Source organism: Colwellia sp. RSH04, from assembly GCF_003545765.1.
GTDB lineage: Bacteria > Pseudomonadota > Gammaproteobacteria > Enterobacterales > Alteromonadaceae > Colwellia.
Map to the genome: position 1 here is coordinate 148,868 of NZ_QXIO01000003.1, position 23,059 is coordinate 171,926.

The 23,059-nt window shown below is 38.1% G+C and carries 20 protein-coding genes, 1 other RNA gene and 1 pseudogene; 10 read left to right on the top strand and 12 right to left on the bottom strand.

Features of this window, described 5'->3' with window-relative positions; all coding sequences use genetic code 11:
• Positions 1-522: 522 nt before the first annotated feature.
• Together D1094_RS06215 and D1094_RS06220 are read right to left on the bottom strand one after the other, a co-directional pair.
• Positions 523-2,250 (bottom strand): thiamine pyrophosphate-binding protein, encoded by a 1,728-nt coding sequence (locus D1094_RS06215; RefSeq protein WP_118959231.1) that lies wholly within the window; start codon positions 2,248-2,250, stop codon positions 523-525.
• A 93-nt stretch (positions 2,251-2,343) separates the two neighbouring features.
• The gene (locus tag D1094_RS06220) at positions 2,344-4,080 is read right to left on the bottom strand and encodes an FAD-binding protein (protein ID WP_118959232.1); all 1,737 of its coding nucleotides are present in this window, start codon (positions 4,078-4,080) and stop codon (positions 2,344-2,346) included.
• Between the two features lie 115 nt (positions 4,081-4,195).
• Here D1094_RS06220 and D1094_RS06225 point away from each other — a divergent pair, with 115 nt between their 5' ends.
• Complete coding sequence (locus D1094_RS06225) at positions 4,196-5,155, top strand: response regulator transcription factor (protein WP_118959233.1); 960 nt, start codon at positions 4,196-4,198, stop codon at positions 5,153-5,155.
• A 201-nt stretch (positions 5,156-5,356) separates the two neighbouring features.
• Here D1094_RS06225 and D1094_RS06230 read toward each other — a convergent pair whose 3' ends face one another.
• Both D1094_RS06230 and D1094_RS06235 read right to left on the bottom strand, forming a co-directional pair.
• A complete protein-coding gene (locus tag D1094_RS06230; RefSeq protein WP_118959234.1) occupies positions 5,357-6,532 on the bottom strand; it encodes a VWA domain-containing protein in 1,176 nt (391 codons plus the stop codon).
• Positions 6,532-7,377, bottom strand: a complete 846-nt coding sequence (locus D1094_RS06235) for a MoxR family ATPase (protein WP_118959235.1) — start codon at positions 7,375-7,377, stop codon at positions 6,532-6,534. Before D1094_RS06235 ends, D1094_RS06230 begins: the two co-directional genes overlap by 1 nt.
• A 214-nt stretch (positions 7,378-7,591) precedes the next feature.
• Between D1094_RS06235 and D1094_RS06240 the strand changes: the two genes are divergently transcribed.
• Entirely contained in the window at positions 7,592-7,867 is a 276-nt protein-coding gene (locus D1094_RS06240) for a hypothetical protein (protein ID WP_118959236.1), read from the top strand.
• Positions 7,868-7,936: 69 nt separating this feature from the next.
• Positions 7,937-9,637 (top strand): D-lactate dehydrogenase, encoded by a 1,701-nt coding sequence (gene dld / locus D1094_RS06245; RefSeq protein ID WP_118959237.1) that lies wholly within the window; start codon positions 7,937-7,939, stop codon positions 9,635-9,637.
• A 58-nt stretch (positions 9,638-9,695) separates the two neighbouring features.
• Here the strand turns inward: dld and D1094_RS18840 are convergent.
• A pseudogene (locus D1094_RS18840) lies at positions 9,696-9,926 on the bottom strand (hypothetical protein).
• A 403-nt stretch (positions 9,927-10,329) separates the two neighbouring features.
• Between D1094_RS18840 and D1094_RS06250 the strand changes: the two are divergent.
• Together D1094_RS06250 and D1094_RS06255 are read left to right on the top strand one after the other, a co-directional pair.
• On the top strand, positions 10,330-12,771 hold the full coding sequence (locus tag D1094_RS06250) for a M1 family metallopeptidase (protein ID WP_118959238.1): 2,442 nt from the start codon (positions 10,330-10,332) through the stop codon (positions 12,769-12,771).
• Positions 12,771-13,265 (top strand): DUF6702 family protein, encoded by a 495-nt coding sequence (locus D1094_RS06255; RefSeq protein WP_118959239.1) that lies wholly within the window; start codon positions 12,771-12,773, stop codon positions 13,263-13,265. The genes D1094_RS06250 and D1094_RS06255 overlap by 1 nt, the downstream gene beginning before the upstream one ends.
• Positions 13,266-13,384: 119 nt before the next feature.
• On the opposite strand, the gene D1094_RS06260 is transcribed toward D1094_RS06255, so the two are convergent.
• Positions 13,385-13,666, bottom strand: a complete 282-nt coding sequence (locus D1094_RS06260) for a DUF6482 family protein (protein ID WP_220452528.1) — start codon at positions 13,664-13,666, stop codon at positions 13,385-13,387.
• Between the two features lie 264 nt (positions 13,667-13,930).
• Between D1094_RS06260 and D1094_RS06265 the strand changes: the two genes are divergently transcribed.
• Entirely contained in the window at positions 13,931-15,532 is a 1,602-nt protein-coding gene (locus tag D1094_RS06265; RefSeq protein ID WP_118959240.1) for a cryptochrome/photolyase family protein, read from the top strand.
• A 39-nt stretch (positions 15,533-15,571) separates the two neighbouring features.
• On the opposite strand, the gene D1094_RS06270 is transcribed toward D1094_RS06265, so the two are convergent.
• The 4 genes from D1094_RS06270 to rsmI all read right to left on the bottom strand — a co-directional run bounded on the left by D1094_RS06270 (position 15,572) and on the right by rsmI (position 18,108).
• Entirely contained in the window at positions 15,572-15,877 is a 306-nt protein-coding gene (locus tag D1094_RS06270) for a TIGR03643 family protein (protein ID WP_118959241.1), read from the bottom strand.
• 199 nt (positions 15,878-16,076) lie between these two features.
• Positions 16,077-16,480: RNase P RNA component class A (rnpB, locus tag D1094_RS06275), an RNA gene on the bottom strand.
• A gap of 44 nt (positions 16,481-16,524) precedes the next feature.
• A complete protein-coding gene (locus tag D1094_RS06280) occupies positions 16,525-17,220 on the bottom strand; it encodes a hypothetical protein (RefSeq protein WP_118959242.1) in 696 nt (231 codons plus the stop codon).
• Between the two features lie 39 nt (positions 17,221-17,259).
• Complete coding sequence (rsmI, locus tag D1094_RS06285; protein ID WP_118959243.1) at positions 17,260-18,108, bottom strand: 16S rRNA (cytidine(1402)-2'-O)-methyltransferase; 849 nt, start codon at positions 18,106-18,108, stop codon at positions 17,260-17,262.
• A gap of 91 nt (positions 18,109-18,199) precedes the next feature.
• Between rsmI and D1094_RS06290 the strand changes: the two genes are divergently transcribed.
• From D1094_RS06290 to dolP, 4 genes are all read left to right on the top strand, one after another.
• Entirely contained in the window at positions 18,200-20,152 is a 1,953-nt protein-coding gene (locus tag D1094_RS06290) for a penicillin-binding protein activator (RefSeq protein WP_259337845.1), read from the top strand.
• Between the two features lie 13 nt (positions 20,153-20,165).
• Positions 20,166-20,525, top strand: a complete 360-nt coding sequence (locus tag D1094_RS06295) for a YraN family protein (protein WP_118959245.1) — start codon at positions 20,166-20,168, stop codon at positions 20,523-20,525.
• Positions 20,526-20,627: 102 nt separating this feature from the next.
• On the top strand, positions 20,628-21,218 hold the full coding sequence (locus tag D1094_RS06300; RefSeq protein WP_118959246.1) for a phosphoheptose isomerase: 591 nt from the start codon (positions 20,628-20,630) through the stop codon (positions 21,216-21,218).
• Entirely contained in the window at positions 21,218-21,799 is a 582-nt protein-coding gene (gene dolP / locus D1094_RS06305; protein ID WP_118959247.1) for a division/outer membrane stress-associated lipid-binding lipoprotein, read from the top strand. Before D1094_RS06300 ends, dolP begins: the two co-directional genes overlap by 1 nt.
• A gap of 106 nt (positions 21,800-21,905) precedes the next feature.
• Here the strand turns inward: dolP and D1094_RS06310 are convergent, their stop codons facing one another.
• Positions 21,906-22,412 carry a ClpXP protease specificity-enhancing factor gene (locus D1094_RS06310; RefSeq protein ID WP_118959248.1) on the bottom strand — a complete coding sequence of 169 codons (507 nt, stop codon included), beginning with the start codon at positions 22,410-22,412 and terminating at the stop codon, positions 21,906-21,908.
• On the bottom strand, positions 22,412-23,053 hold the full coding sequence (gene sspA / locus D1094_RS06315; RefSeq protein ID WP_118959249.1) for a stringent starvation protein SspA: 642 nt from the start codon (positions 23,051-23,053) through the stop codon (positions 22,412-22,414). Before sspA ends, D1094_RS06310 begins: the two co-directional genes overlap by 1 nt.
• Positions 23,054-23,059 lie beyond the last annotated feature (6 nt).

Genomic DNA, 23,059 nt, shown 5'->3' on the forward strand with positions numbered 1-23,059 from the left:
TTAAGCCTATTACTCCAACGTTATACCAAACCTTAAAAAATAGAAAACTTTTGCGACAACACGTGTATACAACAAGATAACCTGTGACCTGAAAAAGGACTAGAGCGTATTGAACTTTATTGATATTTTCAGCGATGGGCTAACAAATAAAATATTATCGCTTCGTTAGCTCATCAAGTTTTTTAAGTGTTTTATTTAACCTCAGCTCGGGTTAAGAGATAAGTTAATCGTTTGAAATTGTTAGACTTGTGGTTTTAGCAACTCACTAGCTTGATAGTTTTTCTTAATTCAAGGCAAATTCATTAAGAATAGTTATTCTATTGTTTATGAATTTAACACAGAAGTAAGGAAAAATAGCTGCTAGGGAGCTATTTATTATCCCGAGCTGAGGTTATTTAGATTGCGCCATATAATCTAAGGTTAGCTGTGTTAATGCCTTAGTGCCTACTTTAATCGTAAACACGCATATAATAACTTAATGTAACTTACCTATCTGCGTACTAAAAGAAAAATTAAACACCACTAAACTCTGCGCCACAATGCTCTACTGATCATGCGTACTTTTGTCGGCAGCTTCATTCTTTGTAAGTTCGTTTTGATAATGCCTTGAGTAAAGCGAGTTTTTTTCGAGTAATCAATATTTACATCTAACACCACAGGTTGACCAGCTTCGATATAAGTAAGCGCTTGCTTTATTTTTGCCTGTACCTCTTCGTCTGTATTAATGCGTATGTATTGGCAACCACTAGCTCGGGTAATTGCTTCAAAGCGAAGGTTTGGCAACGTTGTGCACGTTTTTCTGTTGTAAGGCGTTTGTTGAGCTTGTGATATTTGCGCTAACTCACCATCGTTAAAGATAGTAAAAATAACACCTAAGCCCTTATCGGCGGCAGTGAACAACTCTGTTTGGCTCATTAAAAATGCGCCATCACCAATAATGCCTACGACTTGATTATCAGGGTTGGCTAATTTGGTGCCAATAACCGCTGGAATGGCATAGCCCATACAATTAAAGTCAGTCGGGCTAAAAAAATGTTTTGCTTGGTAGCACGGCATAAGTTCGGCCACTAAAAAGGTATGGTTACCATCATCAGCAATCACATAGGCATCATCTTGAATTTGCTCTCGCAATGATTGAAAAAATCGAGCGGGATTAACTCTATCACCACTGTCATGGGCAAACCATTGTTCAAGATATTTGGCTTTGTCTTCTTTTATCTGTACCAAAACATCATTACTTCTTTCAATAATAGTTTGCTTCATTAACTCACCATAGAGTGCTTCAAGCACTAATTTAGCATCACCCTCAATAGCCAGTTTTGCCGGGTAATTAGCGTTAAATACTTGTGGATTAATATCAATGTGAATTAAGTTTTCTGGCACTGTTACACCAAAACTTCCTGTCGCAATTTCAGCAAAACGAGTACCAATCGCTAATAAGCAATCACACGCTTTAAAAGCATTGGTTGCTGCCGGAACCGCAGCAGGACCAAACCCCATACCTGTATGAAGTGGATGCTTCGCACTAAAGCTACTTAATCCTTGCAGAGTAGTCGATACCGGTGCGTTTAATAACTCAGCTATTTTTTCTGTACTTTCAATAGCCTCAACACCACCCCAGCCAACAAAGATACCAGGGTTAGAGGATTTAGCTAATATTGCAGCAGCTTGGCTTAGTTGCTCTTGCACTTTTTCTGCGAGTGTCACCTCTTTAGGCTGATATTCAGGTAGCGAGCTTACCTCACCTAAATCTAATTGAAAATTAACCGGTATTTCGACAAATACAGGGCCAGGCTCACCAGACGTTGCTTCATCAAAGGCAGCAAAAATAGTGCTAACCACTTCGTCATGACTGTGCACTTTATAGGTTTTTTTAGTGATAGGTGACATCATCGTATGTTGGTCCATATCATGAAGCTGATATGCAAACTGTGAGTCAGTTCTCACCCCGCCACTAATAACCAACATAGGAATACCATCAAGAGACGCCTCGCCAATACCACTTGCCGCATGGGTTGCACCCGCTGCTGGAACAATCACTAATGTACCAATTGAGTCACTAGAGCGACTCATCGCATCTGCCATAAAAGCGCCATAACCTTCATGAGTCACTAACACAGGTTCAATCGTCTCTGACTTATCTAATTCATCATAAATTTCAGTGTTATGTACACCCGGAATACCAAAGGTATGAGTGACTTTTAATTGCTCTAGGGCATATCGTACTAACCAAGCGGCTGTTTTTTTCATGGTTGTCTCTTCTCGTTATTATGACGTGCATTCTCATGCTTTTTTATCACTTCCTAACTAAAATTAAGTTAAGTTAAGTGAAATTCACTAATATTAAGTTGGTTGAATTGATTGGGCAGCGTTTCGGGCTGTTAAAATACAAGCCGATAAAAACGTACCTTCTAAAGAACGCTTACCGTTTGCTCCACCGCCACCAAAACCAGCCGCTTCGCCTACACAATACAAACCTTGAATAGGTTGCTCTTTATTGTGTAAGACTTGTGAAGCTAAGTTAGTTTGTATACCACCTAAACTTTTACGGCTAATGAGTCGCAATTTAATCGCGATGAAGTTATAAGGATAATCGCTTCTTTTTGCTTTAATAGCCGTAGGTTTGCATGTTCTTAATTTATCAGGTCGCCACTGCCTAGCATGGTGTATTCGTCTTATTTGATCGTCATTTTCAATGACAGCACTGTCTGCAAATTGTGCGTTATATTTAGAGACTTCTGTAGCTATTTTCTCATCTGCAATAAAGTTTTCACTTGTTGAGGCATTCATTTTTTTTGTTAACGCTTCAAGCGATTGACCAACTAAAACATCATCAGACTCTTCAATAAGCTGATGCACTAAACGTGTGTTGCCTAATAAAATTTCTTTGGCAAAACTCATGTACTTTTTATCTCTAATAGAAGGGTTATGTAGTGAACCAGAAACGGCAAGTTCTTTAATAGCCATATCCCAAGTTAAAACCTGCCATGTCCACGGTTTCTCTTGCTTAGCTACTTGCTGGCATAAATCATGAGTATCAAAACCGGTAATCAAAGGCATAGGACCAATGCGTTCTCCTTGATGATTTAGCCAAAGCGCTGATTTACTCGGTATTAAACTTAAACCATGTCCTTCAAATTCAGCTTGGGGATGTTTTATACCCGCGGCGTAATTCCACATATGTTCAGCACGGGTAATATTGCCACCTAGATTCGCTATTTCATCATGTAGTTCGCCATCAGAAATAGGATTGGCACCATTGAGGATGTTGTCTGCCTGATCAGGCCATGGTGATTGCCAGTTTTGCTTCACTCGTTCAATACTTCCATTGATACCACCACAGGCAATGACGGTATTATCAGCTAAAATAGAAAATTCATTCGTGTTAGCCATGGATGTCAATTGGCTTGTTGTCAATGAGGGTGTCGATGACTTTTTGGTTGATGATAGCTTTGTCGATGATAGCTTTGCTGAGCATTCTTTTATCACGTTAACGCCCGCAACTTTCTCATCATGTTGAATCAAAGTCACCACTTTGTGTTGGTGTAAAATAGTTAGCTGTTTGCTTTCAAGATAAGGCGTGAGCTGCTCAATAATTTTTTCAACTAAGCCCCAACCCGTTCCCCATAAAACATGGTATCTAGGCACTGAATTACCTGGTGTGTATAACCCGCGTTCTACCCAGTTTACCGCAGGTAAAAATTTAAGCCCTAAGGCTTTTAACCATAAATATACTTTGTCATGATTATGTTTAGCGTACTCGTTTGCCCATAATTTAGGCCAGTAATCTTGTTCATTAAATTCAGCAAAGCTATGCCAATCGGTTAGTAACTTTGTAGTCGAATCAGGGATATTCATGCGCTTTTGCTCATGAGTATTACACAAGGCCATACCGCCAAAAGCCCATCGAGCTAAGCCTCCTAATCGCTCAGGAGTATCTCTGTCAACAATACATATTCGCTGACCTTTTAATAGCAGCTCTAACGCAGTAACTAAACCAGCAATACCGCCGCCAGCAATCACAGTATCAAATGAGCTTTCGGTTATTTGCTGATGCGTGTTTGTATGTTCAATGGTCATATCAAGGCATACCACTTAGCATTTAAAATCAATAACAACAGTTTGTACTACCCAAAACATATTGAAAATGGTAAAAATTACCTAATCATTTAAAAGCACCCTACCTAGATAAAATATGACGCAAAAGCTCTCAGCAGATGAATTTATTTCTCACCTATATTGCAAAGCAAACGACATTCCACTGGCCGACTTTGCTACTTGGGCATTAGATTTATTACAGCAAGTGATTGCTTTTGACGGGGCTATTTGGGGGACAGGGCACACTTCTACTGAACAGTTTCATACCCAAACAACGGTAGATGTTTCACCCGACATATTTGCCGCACTCAAAAAACATGTTGATATCAACCCAATTTTCAACACCTTACTCTCAACAACAGGTAAAGCTGTTGACATGGCCGATGTACTCAGTGATAAGCATTTTTATCAATCAACTCTATACAAAGAATGCTTTCAGCCCTTTGCTATAGAGCGGATATTAAGCTCGATTCATGTTGATGACAGAAGTGGTATTTTCACTTTATTAACTTTATACCGATACGATAGAGAGCAAGGTTTTACTGAACAAGAAAAAACATTACAAAACAGCTTATTATTTCATTTAATTAAAGCCTTTTCACACCGCCAGATATTGGCACTGTCTGAAAACAAAAGCCGACTTAAAAAGGAGTTATCTTGTGCGCTTTGTGATAACCAAGGCATTTATCATGCTGTGGAAGCCAGCTTTCTAAATATCATAGAACAACATCAACACTTTACTAAACAACAAGCATTTCCGATCAATATATTTGACAGTACAGCCCAAACAAGTGTCGAAAACTTGCACTTTATTAAAGAAAAATTTGGTGATTTATATCGAATTTCTGTGCGAGTTAAAAACCCAACCGATGATCTGTCTGCTAGAGAAAAACAAGTAGTAGAAGGTATCTGTCAAGGCAGCACGTTTAAACAAATTGCTAAAGAGTTAAATTTATCGCCATCAACGGTGTCTAATCATTTATACCGAATTTACGACAAGCTTAATATTCACAGTAGAAGTGAATTAGTGTCGTTAGTCAACCTCAGCTCGGGATAATAAATAGCTCCCTAGCGGCTATTTTTCCTTACGCCTGTGTTAAATTCATAAACAAGAGAATGACTATTATTAATGTATTTGCCTTGAATGAAAAAACTATCAAGCTAGTAAGTTGCTAAAACCACAAGTCTAACAATTTCAAACGATTAACTTATCTCTTAACCCAAGTTGAGGTTAGTTAGTACCATAGCGAATGATTAATTATTTTGATAAATATGACATTGCCTGTTCAAGGCCATTAACAGTCATAGGAAACATCTGCTGTTCAACAAGTTCATTAATCATACGAATACTTTGCGTGTAATCCCAATGGGTTTCATGTACAGGGTTAATCCACACAATTTTTTCAAAATTATCTCTAAGTCGATTAAACCAAACAGCACCAGCTTCTTTATTCCAATGTTCGACACTACCGCCAGGAACGGCAACCTCATAGGGTGACATTGAAGCATCGCCAATAAAAATCACCTTATAGTCACTGCTGTATTTATGTAAAATATCAGGTAATGGAATGCGCTCTTGATGTCTTCGAACGTTGTTATCCCAAACCGATTCATAAATAAAGTTATGGAAATAGTAATACTCCATATGTTTGAATTCTGCACGCGCTGCTGAGAACATTTCTTCACAGGTTTCAATGTAAGAGTCCATCGAACCGCCCACATCAAAAAACAACAGAACTTTTACGGCATTATGGCGTTCAGGCACCATTTTTAAATCAAGATAACCAGCATTATTAGCAGTACTGCGAATGGTGTCATCAATATCGAGTTCATCTTCAGCACCTGTTCGAGCAAATTGGCGAAGTCTTCGTAAGGCAACTTTTATATTACGGGTGCCAAGTTCAATATTATCATCAAGATTTTTAAAATCTCTTCGTTCCCAAACTTTAACTGCACGTTTATGGGTGCTTTCACCACCAATTCGAACACCTTCTGGGTTATAACCGCTATGTCCAAAAGGTGATGTACCGCCTGTGCCCACCCATTTATTGCCGCCTTGGTGTTTGGCTTTTTGCTCTTCTAAGCGCTCTTTTAGTGTTTCAAGTAACTTCTCTAAACCACCTAAAGACTCTATTTTTGCTTTCTCTTCTTCACTCAGGTGCTTTGTTAATTCAGCGCGTAACCACTCTTCTGGAATTAGCGCCTCAATAATGTCATCAATATTATCTAGCTCACTAAAGCAAAGCGAAAATGCTCGATCAAAACGATCAAAGTATTTTTCATCTTTCACCAAAATGGTTCGACTTAAATAATAGAACTCATCAATATTGGCAAAAACAATATGTTTTTCAAGGGCAGCAATTAAATCAAGTAACTCTTTTATCGTTACAGGTATCTCATGCTTTTTTAAACCTTGAAAGAAATTAATTAACATTAACGCTGCTCACGTCTGTGCATAAAGGCTAATCGTTCAAGCATATGAACATCTTGTTCATTCTTTAAAAGCGCGCCATATAAAGGAGGAATGGCTTTTGAGTTATCTCTATTTTTTAAAATTTCATCAGGAATATCATCAGCCATCAATAGCTTTAACCAATCGATTAACTCAGACGTTGACGGTTTTTTTCGTAAACCATTTATTTCACGCACTTCAAAAAACACATCGAGTGCTTCGTTAACCAAATTCAATTGAATGTTAGGGTAATGCACATCAATGATCTGCTTCATGGTGTCGCGATCAGGAAAATTAATAAAGTGAAAGAAACAACGACGAAGAAAAGCATCTGGTAGCTCTTTTTCATTGTTACTGGTAATGATGATTATAGGTCTGTGATTAGCTTTAATGGTTTCCCCTGTTTCATAAACAAAGAACTCCATTTTATCGAGCTCGACTAATAAATCGTTAGGAAATTCAATGTCGGCTTTATCGACTTCGTCGATCAATAATACAACTTGCTCATCAGACTGAAACGCTTCCCATAGTTTACCTTGTCTAATGTAATTGTTAATGTCATGAACTTTATCGTCACCTAATTGCGAATCGCGAAGCCTTGATACCGCATCGTATTCATATAAGCCCTGCTGAGCTTTAGTGGTTGACTTTACATGCCATTGAATTAAGCGCATCCCCAATGAGGCTGCAACCTCTTCAGCTAACAGTGTTTTGCCCGTACCTGGCTCACCTTTAATTAATAAAGGACGTTGCAATGTTACCGAGGCATTAACCGCCAGTTGTAAGTCTTCTGTAGCAACGTACTTTTCAGTGCCTTTAAACTTCATAAATATAATCTTTAGTGTCAGTCATTTTTTAAAAGAATAACTGGTTGTACCATTTAGTTCAATGACAATACTGTAAGCACATTTAAAATAACAAATGAGTGTTTTAAACATTCATTTATGAAAACAGAAAAGTAGCCATTATTACAATAGCTTAATATCCATTTTTTACCTATAGTGTGTTAATTATCATTAAGTACTTTTAACGAGGTTATCTATGCAAGTTGAGAATAAAGATTTAGGTGTTATTACTGTACTATTAAAACGATTTGAGCATGAACGTCTTCCAAAAGCAAAAGCTCTTAAAGCAAAAGTCGACGAGGGTAATATGCTAGATGATGCTGATTTAAGTTACTTAGAACAGGTACTTACTGATTCACACCAAGTTATGGGGTTACTTAATAAACACCCTGAATATGCAGCACTTGCTAAAGAAACAATCAAACTTTATGAAGATATTATGACCACTTCTCAACGAAACAGTAATCTGTAATCTGTAATCAAGAACAGCTAATTTCGCCTTTTAATAAAAAGAACCCGCTAAATTAATGCCGGAGATGAAATGAACAATGCCCAGCTATTATCCAAGCTAACGAGTATCCTTGGTGCAACCAAGCTCCGTGTTGGTAAGAAGAATACTGAACATTATCGTACAGGGTGGCGTTCTGGTGGTGGCAATGCTTTAGCTGTTGTATTTCCTGAAAGCTTATACCAGTTTTGGCAGGTATTATCGTGCTGTGTTGAAGCAGACTGCATCATGATTATGCAAGCGGCAAACACGGGTTTAACAGAAGGCTCTACCCCTAGCGGTGACGAGTATGACCGTGAAATCATTATCATCAATACCTTAGCAATGAATAAGTTAATAGTGTTAGGCAATGGCGAGCAAGTGGTTAGTTTTCCCGGCACAACATTACATACCTTAGAAAAAACACTCAAACCACTTAATAGAGCACCTCATTCTGTTATAGGTTCATCCTGTTTAGGCGCTTCAATCGTTGGCGGCATTGCCAATAATTCTGGCGGTGCTTTAGTTAAAAGGGGGCCAGCTTATACTGAACTATCTTTATATGCTTGGGTTGATGAACAAGGCCAATTAAAACTGGTTAATCATTTAGGTATTGATTTAGGCGATACACCTGAGCAAATCCTCACTAATTTAGAATCAGAAAATTTCACATTAGAAACACTCGCCACCCAAGAAAAAGCAAGCGCCAATGACTACATAGAACGCTTAAGGGATATAGATGCAAAAACGCCAAGTCGCTTTAATGCAGATACAACACGGCTTTATGAATCAAGCGGTTGTGCGGGAAAACTTGCTGTATTTGCGGTGCGTCTAGATACCTTCGATGTCGCTAAAAAAGAGCAAACGTATTATATCGGTACGAATAATCCCGAGACACTAACTAACTTACGCCGCCATATATTAAGTCATTTCAAGCATATTCCAGAGGTGGGTGAATATATGCATAGAGATATTTTTGATATTGCGAATAAATATGGCAAAGATACCTTTTTAAGCATTCAGCATTTAGGTACTGATAAATTACCAAAAATGTTTGCCTTAAAAGGTCGTATTGATGCGACCTTAAATAAAGCGACTTTCTTACCTAAATATATTACCGACAGAGTAATGCAGCGCGTTAGCCAATGCTTCAAACAACATTTACCTCAGCGTATGCTAGATTTTCGTGATAAATACGAGCATCACCTTATTTTAAAAATGAGTGATGACGGTATTAACGAAGCAACAGAGTTTTTATCTTCTTATTTCGCACAAAACTCAACATCAGGTAATTACTTTATATGTAACGAAGAGGAAACAACTAAAGCCTACCTACAACGTTTTGCTGCCGCAGGTGCTGCTATTCGCTATCAAACATTACACGATAATACAGTTGGCGAAATGCTAACACTTGATATTGCCCTTAGAAGAAATGATCCTTTGTGGGTTGAACAATTACCAGAGTCCATCGCAAATAAAATAGATAAGTCTTTATATTATGGACACTTCTTCTGCTATGTATTCCATCAAGATTACGTGCTAAAAAAAGGTGTCGATGCTAAGCAACTTAAAAAAGAGATGCTCGCCTTGCTTGATTCACGCGGAGCTAAATACCCAGCTGAGCACAATGTCGGCCACCTTTATAAAGCTGAAGATGGCGTAAAAGCTTTTTATCAGCAATTAGATCCAACCAATCGGTTCAACCCTGGTGTAGGTCAAACCGATAAGCATAAAAGAAACTGTTCTTGCTGTTGAGTTTAAATGAGTTAAGATTTTTGAAGGCCATCACCGCTAGGAATAATAAACAATGCGCTTAAATCAATGTTATAACTTTCATGATGTTAGGGGCTGTTGATCTTTCGGGGTTGTTTTTGCAGCTTTTTGTTGGGCATTTGTACAAGGCAGAGCCTTTGTCATGTGGTTATTCCACATAAAAAGGTGATAACGCCGTAAAAATGACCAACAAACACTGTCCGAAGGATTCGACTAAAAGCATTTTACGCTTTGTTGAGTAGTATTTGCTTAGAATGACTAAGCTACACACTACTCGCCGCGAATAAAACGCTTTTAGCTCGAACAAAATTTAATCGCGAAAGATCAACAGACCCTAGTATGCTTACTAAACAAGGGTTATCTAACCATAACTAAAACTATATTGATGGTCGTGCCGATGACGAAACTCCACCCCACCGTAATGTTCACCTATTTAAAGCAACACAACGTTGACAGTAACTTACTTAGCAGTATTGGAGTATGCCATTGTGCACTACTTTATACTCAAAAAAGATAACACAACCAATACTGCAGACTTTCCCCTTGCATCCATCGCTTAACTTTGTAGTTTCAACGATACTTCGTCGAATCAAAACATATTAAACGATAGAATAATTTGTTAATGTTCTATGAAAAATAAAATACCAATTAAACTCAATAAGTAGCTTAAAAATATGAAAAACTCCATCGTATCAGCCTTGCTAATTTCTGTAGCTTTGGCTTCAACTGCCTATGGGTCTGCAATAAAGCAGACAAAAGGTGATTTTGAAGATAAGTTTCGCCAACTAGAAGAAGTTCTCCCTACACCAAACGTTTATCGTAACGCTTCTGGCGAACCAGGTGAGCGTTATTGGCAGCAACAAGTCGATTATAAAATTAAAGTATCACTTGATGAAAAAAAACGTCGTATTAATGCAACTGAAGATATTCGATACCAAAACAACTCGCCATATCGATTAAAGTATTTATGGGTTCAATTAGATCAAAACCGTTTTAAAGACGACTCAATCGCTAATATGGCGAGCAATTTTGGTGGAATGGGACGTCGTGGCCCTGTTAATACAGTGGGTGATGCGAATACAGCAACCAAATTAAACTTAAATGAATTACGTGCAATGCACTTTAAAGCAGATAATGAATTAGGTTATGAAATTAAAGCTGTTAAAGACAGCCGTGGTAATAAATTAACTTTCACTGTTGTTGGCACGCAAATGCGTGTTGACTTACCTAAGCCGTTAAAATCAGGTGATGATGTAGATTTCACCATTGATTTTGCCTTCAACATTGTTGAAGAGAATGCTGTCTCTGCGCGTTCAGGTTATGAAAAATTTGACGATGGTAACGATATTTTCTTACTTGCACAGTGGTTCCCTCGCTTACATGCCTACACTGATTATGAAGGTTGGAACAATAAAGAGTTTTTAGGTCGTGGTGAATTCACGCTAGAGTTTGGTAATTACGAAGTAGAAATAGACGTACCTGCTGATCATATTGTCTCGTCAACCGGTGTATTAACTAATCCGAAAAGCGTTTTAACCAAAACACAACGTAAACGTTTAGAGCAAGCGAAAAAAGCGAAACGCCCTGTATTCATCGTTACTGAAGAAGAAGCGCTTGAAAATGAAAAAGCAGGTACCGATAAACGTAAAACTTGGGTATTTAAGGCTGATAATGTCCGTGATTTTGCTTGGGCTTCTTCGCGTAAATTTATGTGGGATGCTAAAGGCTACAAACAAGGTGGTGACGAAATGCCACATGTTATGGCCATGTCTTTTTATCCAAAAGAAGGTGGCGATTTATGGAAGAAGTACTCTACAGAGTCTGTCATTCACACCATGGAAGTCTACTCTCGTTTTTCATTTGATTACCCATACCCTACCGCTCAATCAGTCAACGGACCTGTTGGCGGCATGGAATACCCAATGATAACCTTTAACGGGCCACGTACTGAGTTACAAGATGATGGCTCGCGCACCTATTCGCAAGCAGAAAAGCGCTTTTTAATTGGCGTGGTTATTCATGAAGTGGGTCATATTTACTTCCCAATGGTCGTTAACTCAGACGAGCGTCAGTGGACATGGATGGACGAAGGGTTAAACAGCTTTTTAGATGGTGTTGCGGGTCGTGAATGGGATCCGACAATTCCTTGGGGTGTTGAACCTCGCGATATTGTTGGCTACATGAAATCACAACATCAAGTGCCTATCATGACACAGTCAGACAGCGTATTGCGCTTAGGCCCTAACGCATACACAAAACCTGCTGCAGCATTAAACATTTTGCGTGAAGTAATTCTAGGACGTGAATTGTTCGATTTCGCTTTTAAAGAATACGCAGAACGTTGGATGTTTAAACGCCCAACTCCTTCAGATTTCTTCCGCACCATGGAAGAAGCATCAGGTGTTGATCTAGATTGGTTCTGGCGAGGTTGGTTCTACTCAACAGATCACGTAGATATCTCAATTGATAAAGTTTATAAGATGCGTTTAGATACGCATAACCCAGACATTGATTATGCCCGCTTACGTGATATTGAAAATAACAAGCCGCCATCTCGATTTGTTGAGCGCAACAAAGCCGAAGGTAAAGAACTTTGGGTAGATCGTAACTCAGACGTCACTGATTTTTATGACGATAACGATCGCTTCACCGTTACGAATAAAGAGCGTAATAAGTATCAAAAATTCCTTAAAGATTTAAAGCCTTGGGAACGTAAAACCTTAGAACGTGCCGTAAAAGAAGATAAAAACTACTATGTACTAGAGTTCTCAAATTTAGGTGGCTTAGTCATGCCTATTTTACTTGAATTAACTTACACGGACGGTACCAATGAAAGCCAATATATTCCTGCTGAAATTTGGCGTCGTTCACCTAAGCAAGTACGTAAATTAATAGTTACTGATAAAAACAAAGAATTACTGAGTGTTGCAGTAGATCCAGGCTGGGAAACAGCTGACGTAGATGTAGAGAACAATCACTACCCACGTCAAATTATTCCTTCTCGCGTGGAAGCTTATAAAGCGAAGAAAAGTAGTGACAAAGTAAAACGCGATATTATGCAAGACATTAAAACAAAGCTTAAAACAGAAGATGACAAAGAAGAGAAGAATCACTAATGCTTAAACGCTTATTATGTACTTTTGTTGTGATGATGATGGTAGCAACCTCTGTGGTTGCTCACCAACAAAAAGCTGCTGAAACAACAGTATTATTCAATAAACGCTCTGGAAAATTAGAGGTAATGCATCGTTTTTACTTGCACGACACTGAGCATGCTGTGCAATCATTGTTTGATAAGCATGCCGATATTCTTGATTCAAGTGAAACTCAGCAACACTTTGCTGACTATGTTGCCAAGCAGTTTTTAGCGCGCAATTTGAGTGATGAAAAGATAGCATTAAATAACGTTGGCTATGAAGTAGAAGGCAAGTTCTTTTGGGTATACCAAGAAGCAACTCAACCTGTCGATTTAAAAGGTATCAAACTCTTTAACGGCTCTTTAAGAGATCTTTGGCCAACACAAATCAATATGGTCAATATTGAAGGTAAAGGGCAAGTACGTACTCTGTACTTTAGTGACAATAAAGACTGGTTAGTCGCAACGTTTTAATCCCCCCGTTAATGATTGTGTTTAAAAATACATAAATAAGACATAAATTAAACGAGGACAAGTTATCTTTAGAGCTCTCATTACAATATGAGAGCTTTTTATTAACCATTAAAATCCGCTTAAAGGTTAATAGTTTGAACTGTTGCAGGAGAATCAGGAAGTCCACACATTTCATCATAGGCTGTTTGTAATAAAAGTTGTGCGATGGTGATATCATGGTCGCGTAAAAGTTGCTTAGCTCCTGACAACGAATGGCATACTTCAATTTCTCGTAAAGACGGCAATGCTGAAAAATTTTCATTTTCATCAGTAACGCCAACTAAATAATGAATCCCTTCTGAAATACCAATAATCGTTGGTTTAAGCTGCATATTATTTAACTGCCTATTGTCTAGCTGCATAAAGTTATCCTCAAATAAGTCATCTAATAACAGGTACGTTGCAAGTGGCCAAAGAGTTCACATAACACACAAGCTATATTCCCAACTAAGTAATCTTATTTGTCGCTTCACTGCAATACTGCTCCTAAACGTATTTATCATAATTTAGCCGCCTACTCCCTCATTAAATTTTTAACTTGAGTAATCAAAAGAGCTATTCAGTACGTACTAGTAAAATATACAAGCCAGTCGCTAAAACTTCACACTGAGTAATAGAGAGCCACAATGCCTAATCAAGAAAAGTTACGATTAATTCTAGGCGATCAACTTAATGCATCACATCCATGGTTTACAGAAATCGATGAACAATGCACTTATGTAATAGCTGAACTACATCAAGAAACGAATTATGTAACCCATCACGTGCAAAAAATTCAAGCCTTTTTTGCCGCTATGCAAGCTTTTGCGCAGGCTCTAAAAGCCGCAGGACATAAAGTGCTGTACCTAACGCTAGATGAGACAAAAGCATACCAAGATCTCCCTTCACTACTCACTGAGTTATTAACTGAATTAAATCCTAATGATATAAACAGTCACAAGGTAGAACATTTTGAATATCAACAGCCTGATGAGTATCGGCTTTCTCAACAATTAGCGTCATTTTGCCAGACACTAACCCCAAAAAATATTACATCAGCCTGTGTAGACTCTATGCATTTTTATCTACCGCATACGGAATTAAAACAGCACTTTAAGAAAGATACGAGCCATCGAATGGAGTTTTTCTATCGCTATATGCGTAAACGCTTTAACATTTTACTCGATGAAGACAGCAAGCCTGCAGGTGGTCAATGGAATTTTGATAAACAAAATAGAAACAAATTAACCAAGAAAGACATTGCTGTAATACCCACACCATTAACTTTTAACAATGATGTAAGCAGTATTAACGAACGACTTACCCGCCACAACATTAAAACCATGGGTAAGTCTGACAACTCACTATTATGGCCAATTAACCGAAAACAAAGTGTTGAACTGCTAAATTATTTCTGTCGATACTTACTCCCCCTTTTTGGCACTTTTCAAGACGCGATGACATGTCGCGGTGATGATATCACTAGCAAAAAGCAATGGAGTCTATACCACTCAAGGCTTTCTTTTTCTTTGAATAGTAAAATATTAAGTCCCATGCAGGTGGTTGATACTGCTTTGAAATACTATTATGCAAACAACTCAATTACATTAGCTCAAGTTGAAGGTTTTATTAGACAAATATTAGGATGGCGTGAATTTATTCGCGGTATGTATTGGGCAAACATGCCGCATTATGCAGAAAAAAATAGCTTAGAAGCCAACAACAACCTACCAACATGGTTTTGGGACGGTGAAACCAAAATGAACTGCTTGCATCATGCTATTAAGCAATCGTTAGAATTTGGCTATGCCCATCATATTCAAAGACTAATGCTTACGGGCAATTTTTGCTTAATTGCAGGTATTGAACCTAAACAAGTCGACGCATGGTATTTAGGTATTTATGTCGATGCCATTGAATGGGTTGAACTACCAAACACCCGAGGCATGAGTCAATTTGCTGATGGTGGGCTTATTGCTTCAAAAGCTTATGCCGCCAGCGGCAATTATGTCAATAAGATGAGTGATTATTGCAGCAACTGCTATTACAACGTTAAAGAAAAAACAGCGAGTAATGCTTGCCCGTTAAATAGCTTATATTGGTACTTTATGGAAAAAAATCGCCCCTTGTTTGAAGCAAACCCAAGACAAGCTATGGTTTATCGAAACTGGCAAAAGCAAAGCATAACGCAACAAGAAAAAACCCTCGCTAAAGCAGAAACCTACTTAGCTGACTTGAATAATTTATAAGAATACAAAATATAAACCTTTTCACCAATTATACCATTATCATCGCTTCACTTTCGTCGCTGATTTAACTTTATATTGACTAGGACAATAAGCACGGGTTATATCACATGAACGCAATAGTAGATGTTTACTTTTCCTACCTGAGACTCTTCGACGCCAATTTTGAAAGCTCTTTCGCTTTAGCGCTGTTCTCATTAAATGAATTACTTGAGTTTCATTTAAATCATATAATTGTTCTATCGCCTCAAATGGCGTGCGATCTTCCCAAGCCATTTCAATGATTCGCGATAAATCTGATGATTTAAACGTATCAATTTTTTTTACCGTAACATATTTATCAGACATTAATATTAACCTTTAGTTTGCGGCTAATTTATAAATGCCAGCTAACTTTCGATGGATAACTATTGAAGATGTAAATACGAATTATTGGAACATATTGATCACTATATAACGCCCAATATTAAGATTAATGAGTTAAACGATAAGCAGTATTACAAAAACAAAAAAGCCTCTACAGAAATGTAGAGGCTTTTTCATGGTATATGTGAGCTGACACATAAGCCGGGTTTTGTATCTTTTCAAAGAAAAGTGACAATCATTCGTCTAGGCCTTAAATCGCTCTAAGGCTCAAGCAACCTACCCGGTTTCCACGCGAGCCACGCTTATATTAGTCAAACTAATCATGAAACCCTATTTGGTCTTGCTCCGGGTGGAGTTTACCCTGCAATTACTGTTACCAGTAATCCGGTGCGCTCTTACCGCACCCTTTCAGCCTTACCTGTTCCGCAAAGCGGCCATCGGCGGTCTTCTCTCTGCTGCACTTGTCGTCGGCTTACGCCGCCCAGGCGTTACCTGGCACCCTGCTCATTGGAGCCCGGACTTTCCTCCCCTTTATCTGTTTACCCTAAGGCACAACGATAAAGCAGCGATTGTCTAGTCAACTCGCTGCGCATTCTATCTTATCAAGGAGTTATCGCCAACTATTAACTTTAGTTGATACTAAAGTTCTTTTGCATCGCTTGTGTTAATTGAGGAAGAATCGCTTTGTGACGATTACGAATATAATGAAAAAGTTTCACAGTATCAATAACATAAGACTGATATTCACTGGAGTCTAGTATTGTAGTTAATAACGGTTGGGGCAATAACTGTTTAGCTGTTATTAATATATCAACCCTTTTCGCCTTAAGCATCGCAACGGCTTGTTCAAAAGAGTCGGTTTCATAGTATTCAGTATTATGCTCTTTTAAACGATTTGTAATAGAAATAAAGCCCCTAAGCGTAACCACTTTAAAGGACTTTAATGAAGACCATGTTATCGTTTTCGGTAACGCTTTAAAACTAATACACTCAATGTTAAGGCTTAACAGTGGTACTGGCACTCTTATGTAGTCTGATAATAAATCACCAGCTTCAATGACTCTTGCTAATTCTGCATCAACCCATTGTGATTTTCGGGCGGCTTCAAAAGAGCGCTTTGTCGGTAAGTGGATAATCTCTGCCGTAATGCCAATTTCATGGTAAGTTGACACAAGCTTAGCTTCAACGTCTGGTAATAATTGAGCAATCAATGGAGCGGATATTTTAAAAAATTCCTCTTCAGCCAAAGCCGAGCTTACGTTCAAGCAACATATCAGGCTTAACAAAATAGCTTTCTTTAATCCTTTAAATAAATGAGAATCCATTGGCTTACCCGATTATTCACGCGTCTATAAAATAATAAGCTATTTTAGTGATAATGCTATGTCATATAACGCATTTTTTTTAACACCGTGAATTTCTGCTGCAATAGCACAGGCTTTTTTAGGTTTCATTTCACTTAACAATAAAGTCAGCGTTTTGATCACTTGCGGTGAGATTGCATTCATATCGGCTTTATGACCTTCAATAATTAGTACCATTTCACCTTTTAATTGATTTGGGTCTTGCTCGAGCCAACTAACAAAATTATCAGCAGTGTCAGAATGGATTGTTTCAAACGTTTTAGTTAATTCTCGAGCGATAACGACATAGCGATCGCCGCCAAGCGTTTCAACAATATCTTTTAATGTATCAATTGCACGACGAGGTGCATCATAAAACACCATAGTTCTTTCTTCATGCTCTAAGGATTTAAGCACTGTTTGCCTAGCGCCTGATTTTGACGGTAAGAATCCTTCAAAACTGAATCTATCAGTGGGTAAGCCTGCCACAGATAACGCAGAAATAGCTGCACATGCACCAGGTACAGGTGATACATGCAGATCGAGACTTCTGCAATGTCTCACCAAATGAAAACCAGGATCACTAATAAGTGGCGTACCCGCATCAGAAACGAGTGCGATACTTTTACCCTCTTGCAGCAGAGAAGCAATTTGTTCTTGTCTCTGTCGCTCATTATGATCATGCATCGACATGGTTCTATTTTTAATCGCAAATGCTGATAATAACTTACCGGTGTGACGCGTATCTTCACAAGCAATAATATCAACTTGAGTTAAAATATCGATTGCTCTTTGCGTAATATCAGCCAGATTACCAATTGGCGTTGCGACAATGTATAAAGTGCCTGGTGTGACGAGTGTATTGTTCATTTGCTTTTACTTCGTTGAATTAGTTGAGACCTTGACTGATGCGGTTTATTATAAACCACTACTGATAGCAAAATGCACGGATTTATTCATTGTGGGTCAAATAAATTTTTTCGTATTCCCCTTTTCTCGCTTTACACATGCTTTAAGGTTTAACATTGGCTTCAACAAAGCTGCTATATATTCGTTGTTATTATTATCGCTATTGGTTTTATCTAGCTGTAGTAGCCAAAAAACTACACCAACTAGCATCCCCACTACAAAACCAGTTGAATCAAGTAACGTTGAAGCATTGCCAATAACAGCAGAGCAAGTTTTAGCTCAATTAACAGATTTATCAAGCCAACAAGCCATCACAAAACTTGTTTTGGCAAGTGAGCTTTTTTTACAAGAAAAAAATTATACAAAAGCACTTTGGCTTGCTGATAAAACACTGAGCTTGCTGGGCAATGACAGCAAGCAAGTCTCTAATCAAATAACGTTGATGCAAGTAAAAGCCAGTAGTTTGTATGCATTGAACCAAGAAAAACTTAGTCAAGATGAACTTTATGCCATCAATCAACTCGCGGCAAAAAACAATATTCCCTTATCTATTGATTATTATAAAACGTTCAGCAACGTTATGACTGCAATGGCACAACCTATTGCTGCCTTACAAGCTGACTTTCATGTTTTTGCTTTGAATGACTCATTAACTAATGAAGCAGCAATTGATGCTGTTAATATGCTTTGGCAAAAGCTGCAAGCCTTATCGGCATGGCAGTTAACGCAGTTTTCAAAAAAGACTGTACCCTACGGCAAAGGTTGGGTTCAGTTAATGCGATATGCTAATAAATTTGGCCACGACCCTATGCAATTTGGTCGTTACTTAAGCCAATGGCAACGTCAGTTTCCTACACACCCTGCTACCGTGATAGTAGTATCGTTACAAGAACAAGAAAGTGCCTATACTGAATCAGAGAATATTGCGGTTCTATTGCCTTTATCAGGTAATCAAGCATCTGCAGGCATTGCTGCACAACAAGGTCTTTTAGCTGCTTATAATAATGATGATAGTAAGCGACTGCACTTTTATGATACTCACCAATTAAATTGGCAATCATTACCGACACAACTCAATGATGATGAGGTAGATTTTGTTATCGGTCCTCTACTTAAAAATAATGTTGAGCATTATTTAGCAACAACGCGTGACGTTAGCGATGGTATCGAACAAAGCAACATTAGTTTGCCCACATTATTATTAAATTTACCTGAAAAAAGTAGCTTGAGTGAAAACCAAATGGCTTTATCTATGCGCCCTGAAGATGAAGCTATACAAGCGGCGACAACATTAAGTAATAGCAACTATAAAAGGCCAGTGGTGTTAAGTCACCAAGATAAAGTCAGTATACGAATTGCTAATGCCTTTGTTGAACAATGGAAAATAATGACAGGTGAGACGGTTGATATTGTCTATTTTGAGAAAGGCACTAAGATGCAAGCGAATCTTAAAGCCAGCCTTGATGTAGACACTAGCCAAAATAGAATTAATGAATTAAAAAGTCGGTTACAACAAACACTTAAATTTGAAACAAGAAACCGACGAGATATTGATATGATATATGTCGTTGGCTCTGCTGAACAAACCCGTTTAGTCAAACCCTATATTGATGTAAACATTAGCCCTTTTGCTAATGTTATACCTGTTTATGCAAGTTCACGCAGCCACAGTAACAAACATGACAATAGCAGTAGCCGAGATTTACAAGGATTAACTTTTACTGAAATGCCATGGTTACTTAATTCTGACATGCAAAATACAAAATTAAAGCAACTTAGTCAGCAGTTATGGTCTAAACGCAGTGATAGTTTATTAAGAATTTTTGCTATGGGTTATGACAGTTATCATTTAGTTGATAAGGTTAATCAGATGAAGGATGCCCCTTACATTAGGCATTACGGTCAGACAGGTATTTTACAGTTAAACAGCAGCAATATACTGACTAGAAGCCTTATTTGGGGTCGTTACCAACAGAATCAGGTAGTTAACATTGCTTTGGACTAAGGCAATATTATCGATGAAGAACACCAAAAATATAGGCGACATCACTGAAGATATTGCCGCTGGCTTTCTCGAAAAACAAGGTTTAACCCTAGTAGCTAAAAACTTTCACTGCCGACAAGGTGAGCTTGATTTGATCATGCAAGATGGCAATACTTGGGTGTTCATAGAGGTAAAGTATCGTCGGTCAGCTCAATTTGGTGGTGCAATTTCAGCCATATCCCCTTCAAAGCAAAAAAAAATTAAACATTGCGTAACATTTTATCTGCAACAGCAAGGCTTAAATGAATATAATACCGCTTGTAGGATAGATGCCGTTGCGCTTCAAGGGAGCATTGAGCAACCTGAAATAACTTGGATTAAGAATGCTTTTTAGATAAGAATCAAACTATCCACTAATAAACCCCATTGAAATAATGAATTGTTCTCTTGGGTTAATTCATCACAATTTTTAAGTTAAGCGGAGAAAAAAATCGCTATGCTAGAGCAGATCAAAGACAACTTCACTGAAAGTATACAAACGCAAATTGCTGCCAGTGAAATGTTAGCGCAATCTATTGAGCATGCAGGTATGACAATTGTACAGGGCCTGCTCTCTGGTAACAAAATAGTAACCTGTGGTAATGGTGGCTCTGCAGCACACGCTCAACATTTTTGTGCGCAATTACTCAACAAGTACGAAACCGAAAGGCCTAGCTTACCTGCAGTATCTCTTAATAGCGATATTGCTACCCTAACGTCAATTGCCAATGACTATCAGTACGATGAAATATTTTCTAAGCAAATTAGAGCACTAGGTAACAACGGTGATGTGCTAATTGCTATTTCTACTAGCGGTAACTCTAGAAACGTTATAAAAGCCATAGAAAGCGCTGTTTCTCGCGATATGCCTATTATTGCCTTAACAGGGAATGATGGGGGTGATATTGCTGGTTTACTCGGTGAAACTGACGTAGAAATTAGAGTGCCTTCTCATAGAACCTCTCGTATTCAAGAAGTGCATTTAATGGTACTGCATTGTTTATGCGAAATTATAGATACCATGCTATTCCCACAAGGAGACAGTTAATGTTAAACAACATTAAACAAATAAAATTAGTTGGCATCATTATGCTGGTGCTTACATTACAAGGCTGTGCTGTCGCTACGGTTGTCGCAATTACCGCTGGTGCAACCATGGTTAGTGACAGGCGTAGTATTGGCAATCAAATTGATGATCAAACAATAGAATTTAATGTACATAATGAATTAGCGAAGCAAAAATCGATAATCGATAATACCAATTTGCACGTTGTTAGTGTCAACGGTTCTGTGCTAATTGTTGGTCAAGCACCTAATACATACCTTAGAGACCTAGCTATTAAAACAGTCACTGAGGTTGAGGGTGTAGTACAAATACATAATCAAATAAGAATTAGCTCAACCACGGCAGTCACAACGCAAACCAATGATATTTGGTTAACGTCTAAAGTTAAATCAGCCTTATTTGCCAGTGACAAAGTTAATGTTAAAGATATTAAGGTTGTAACTGAAAATGGTGAAGTCTTTTTAATGGGTCTAGTTTCTAAGAATGAAGCAGATGCTGCAGTAAGCGTAACGCGAAACATTAGTGGTGTAAGCCGAGTATTCAAGGCCTTTGAGTACCTTTAATTATTCTTTTCAATAATCTTACTTCACTATATTTTCAGGCAAAAAAATACCTCTTTAAAAGAGGTATTTTTGTAGCAAGGTAAAATTTAAAAACCAGTATATCGATTTACTTGATTATTTTTAAACTCGGCTTACCTTTCTTTTTGTTCTTGCTGTCTTCCTTCGATGGCTTCTCATTACCACTTGAACTAACACTACTTAAACTAGCTTTTGGCTTAGTCAGTGTTTTTTCAGGAACACTTTCTATAAGCTCATCAGACGTTAATTCATCTTCATCTGGGTGTTCTATAGGTAATGACGTTCCTGCTCCATTTTCTTTAGCATATATAGCACCAATAGCACCATAAGGTATGGTTAACTGCTCTAACTTGCCACCAAAACGAGCACTGAACTCAATTTCTTTTGGCCCTAAAACAATACTACCTACCGCTGATGAAGCAATGTTTAAGACAATTTGCCCATCTGCAACATAGTTCATAGGAACTAAAACACCGTATACATTAACATCTACAACAATATAAGGTGTTAAGTCGTTATCGGAGATCCATTCATAAAAAGCCTTCACTAAATAAGGCTTGTTTGAACTCATCGACGCAAGTGTTGGCCCAGACATTATGCAGGGTTACCAAAGCGTAATTCACGCTCAGCTTCAGTTAATGAGGCTTGGAAAGATTCACGTTCAAATAAACGAAGCATGTATGTTTTCAACTCTTTTGAACCTTGGCCTGTTAATTCAATACCAAAAGCTGGTAAGCGCCACAATAATGGTGCTAAGTAACAGTCTACTAGGCTGTATTCTTCACTCATAAAGTAAGGCGCTTCATTTAATATTGGCGCAACACTTAATAAGCTTTCTTTAAGTTCTTGACGTGCTTTTGCTGCTTCTTCAGCTGTACCTGAAATGATTGTTTTAGCTAAGCTGTACCAATCATGCTCAATGCGATGCATCATTAATCGGCTACGACCACGAGATACAGGGTAAACAGGCATCAATGGTGGATGAGGAAAACGCTCATCTAAGTATTCGATAATGATAGAAGCTTCATACAATGCTAATTCACGATCGATCAATGTTGGTACTGTACCGTAAGGGTTTAAATCAAGTAAATCTTCCGGTAAGTTTGCTAGATCAACTAAGTGAATATCAACGCCTACGCCTTTTTCTGCCAACACAATACGTGCTTGATGGCTATACATATCATCAGCATGTGAGTATAAAGTCATCACTGAACGTTTGTTTGCTGCTACGGCCATAAAGCC

Coding starts and splice junctions, on each gene's coding strand:
- D1094_RS06250 (WP_118959238.1), top strand. CDS start 10,330: ATGAAAAACTCCATCGTATCAGCCTTGCTAATTTCTGTAGCTTTGGCT.
- D1094_RS06260 (WP_220452528.1), bottom strand. CDS start 13,666: ATGCAGCTAGACAATAGGCAGTTAAATAATATGCAGCTTAAACCAACG.
- sspA (WP_118959249.1), bottom strand. CDS start 23,053: ATGGCCGTAGCAGCAAACAAACGTTCAGTGATGACTTTATACTCACAT.
- D1094_RS06310 (WP_118959248.1), bottom strand. CDS start 22,412: ATGTCTGGGCCAACACTTGCGTCGATGAGTTCAAACAAGCCTTATTTA.
- D1094_RS06255 (WP_118959239.1), top strand. CDS start 12,771: ATGCTTAAACGCTTATTATGTACTTTTGTTGTGATGATGATGGTAGCA.
- D1094_RS06240 (WP_118959236.1), top strand. CDS start 7,592: ATGCAAGTTGAGAATAAAGATTTAGGTGTTATTACTGTACTATTAAAA.
- D1094_RS06300 (WP_118959246.1), top strand. CDS start 20,628: ATGCTAGAGCAGATCAAAGACAACTTCACTGAAAGTATACAAACGCAA.
- D1094_RS06220 (WP_118959232.1), bottom strand. CDS start 4,080: ATGACCATTGAACATACAAACACGCATCAGCAAATAACCGAAAGCTCA.
- D1094_RS06230 (WP_118959234.1), bottom strand. CDS start 6,532: ATGTTAATTAATTTCTTTCAAGGTTTAAAAAAGCATGAGATACCTGTA.
- D1094_RS06235 (WP_118959235.1), bottom strand. CDS start 7,377: ATGAAGTTTAAAGGCACTGAAAAGTACGTTGCTACAGAAGACTTACAA.
- D1094_RS06280 (WP_118959242.1), bottom strand. CDS start 17,220: ATGGATTCTCATTTATTTAAAGGATTAAAGAAAGCTATTTTGTTAAGC.
- rsmI (WP_118959243.1), bottom strand. CDS start 18,108: ATGAACAATACACTCGTCACACCAGGCACTTTATACATTGTCGCAACG.
- D1094_RS06270 (WP_118959241.1), bottom strand. CDS start 15,877: ATGTCTGATAAATATGTTACGGTAAAAAAAATTGATACGTTTAAATCA.
- D1094_RS06225 (WP_118959233.1), top strand. CDS start 4,196: ATGACGCAAAAGCTCTCAGCAGATGAATTTATTTCTCACCTATATTGC.
- dld (WP_118959237.1), top strand. CDS start 7,937: ATGAACAATGCCCAGCTATTATCCAAGCTAACGAGTATCCTTGGTGCA.
- D1094_RS06265 (WP_118959240.1), top strand. CDS start 13,931: ATGCCTAATCAAGAAAAGTTACGATTAATTCTAGGCGATCAACTTAAT.
- D1094_RS06215 (WP_118959231.1), bottom strand. CDS start 2,250: ATGAAAAAAACAGCCGCTTGGTTAGTACGATATGCCCTAGAGCAATTA.
- D1094_RS06295 (WP_118959245.1), top strand. CDS start 20,166: ATGAAGAACACCAAAAATATAGGCGACATCACTGAAGATATTGCCGCT.
- dolP (WP_118959247.1), top strand. CDS start 21,218: ATGTTAAACAACATTAAACAAATAAAATTAGTTGGCATCATTATGCTG.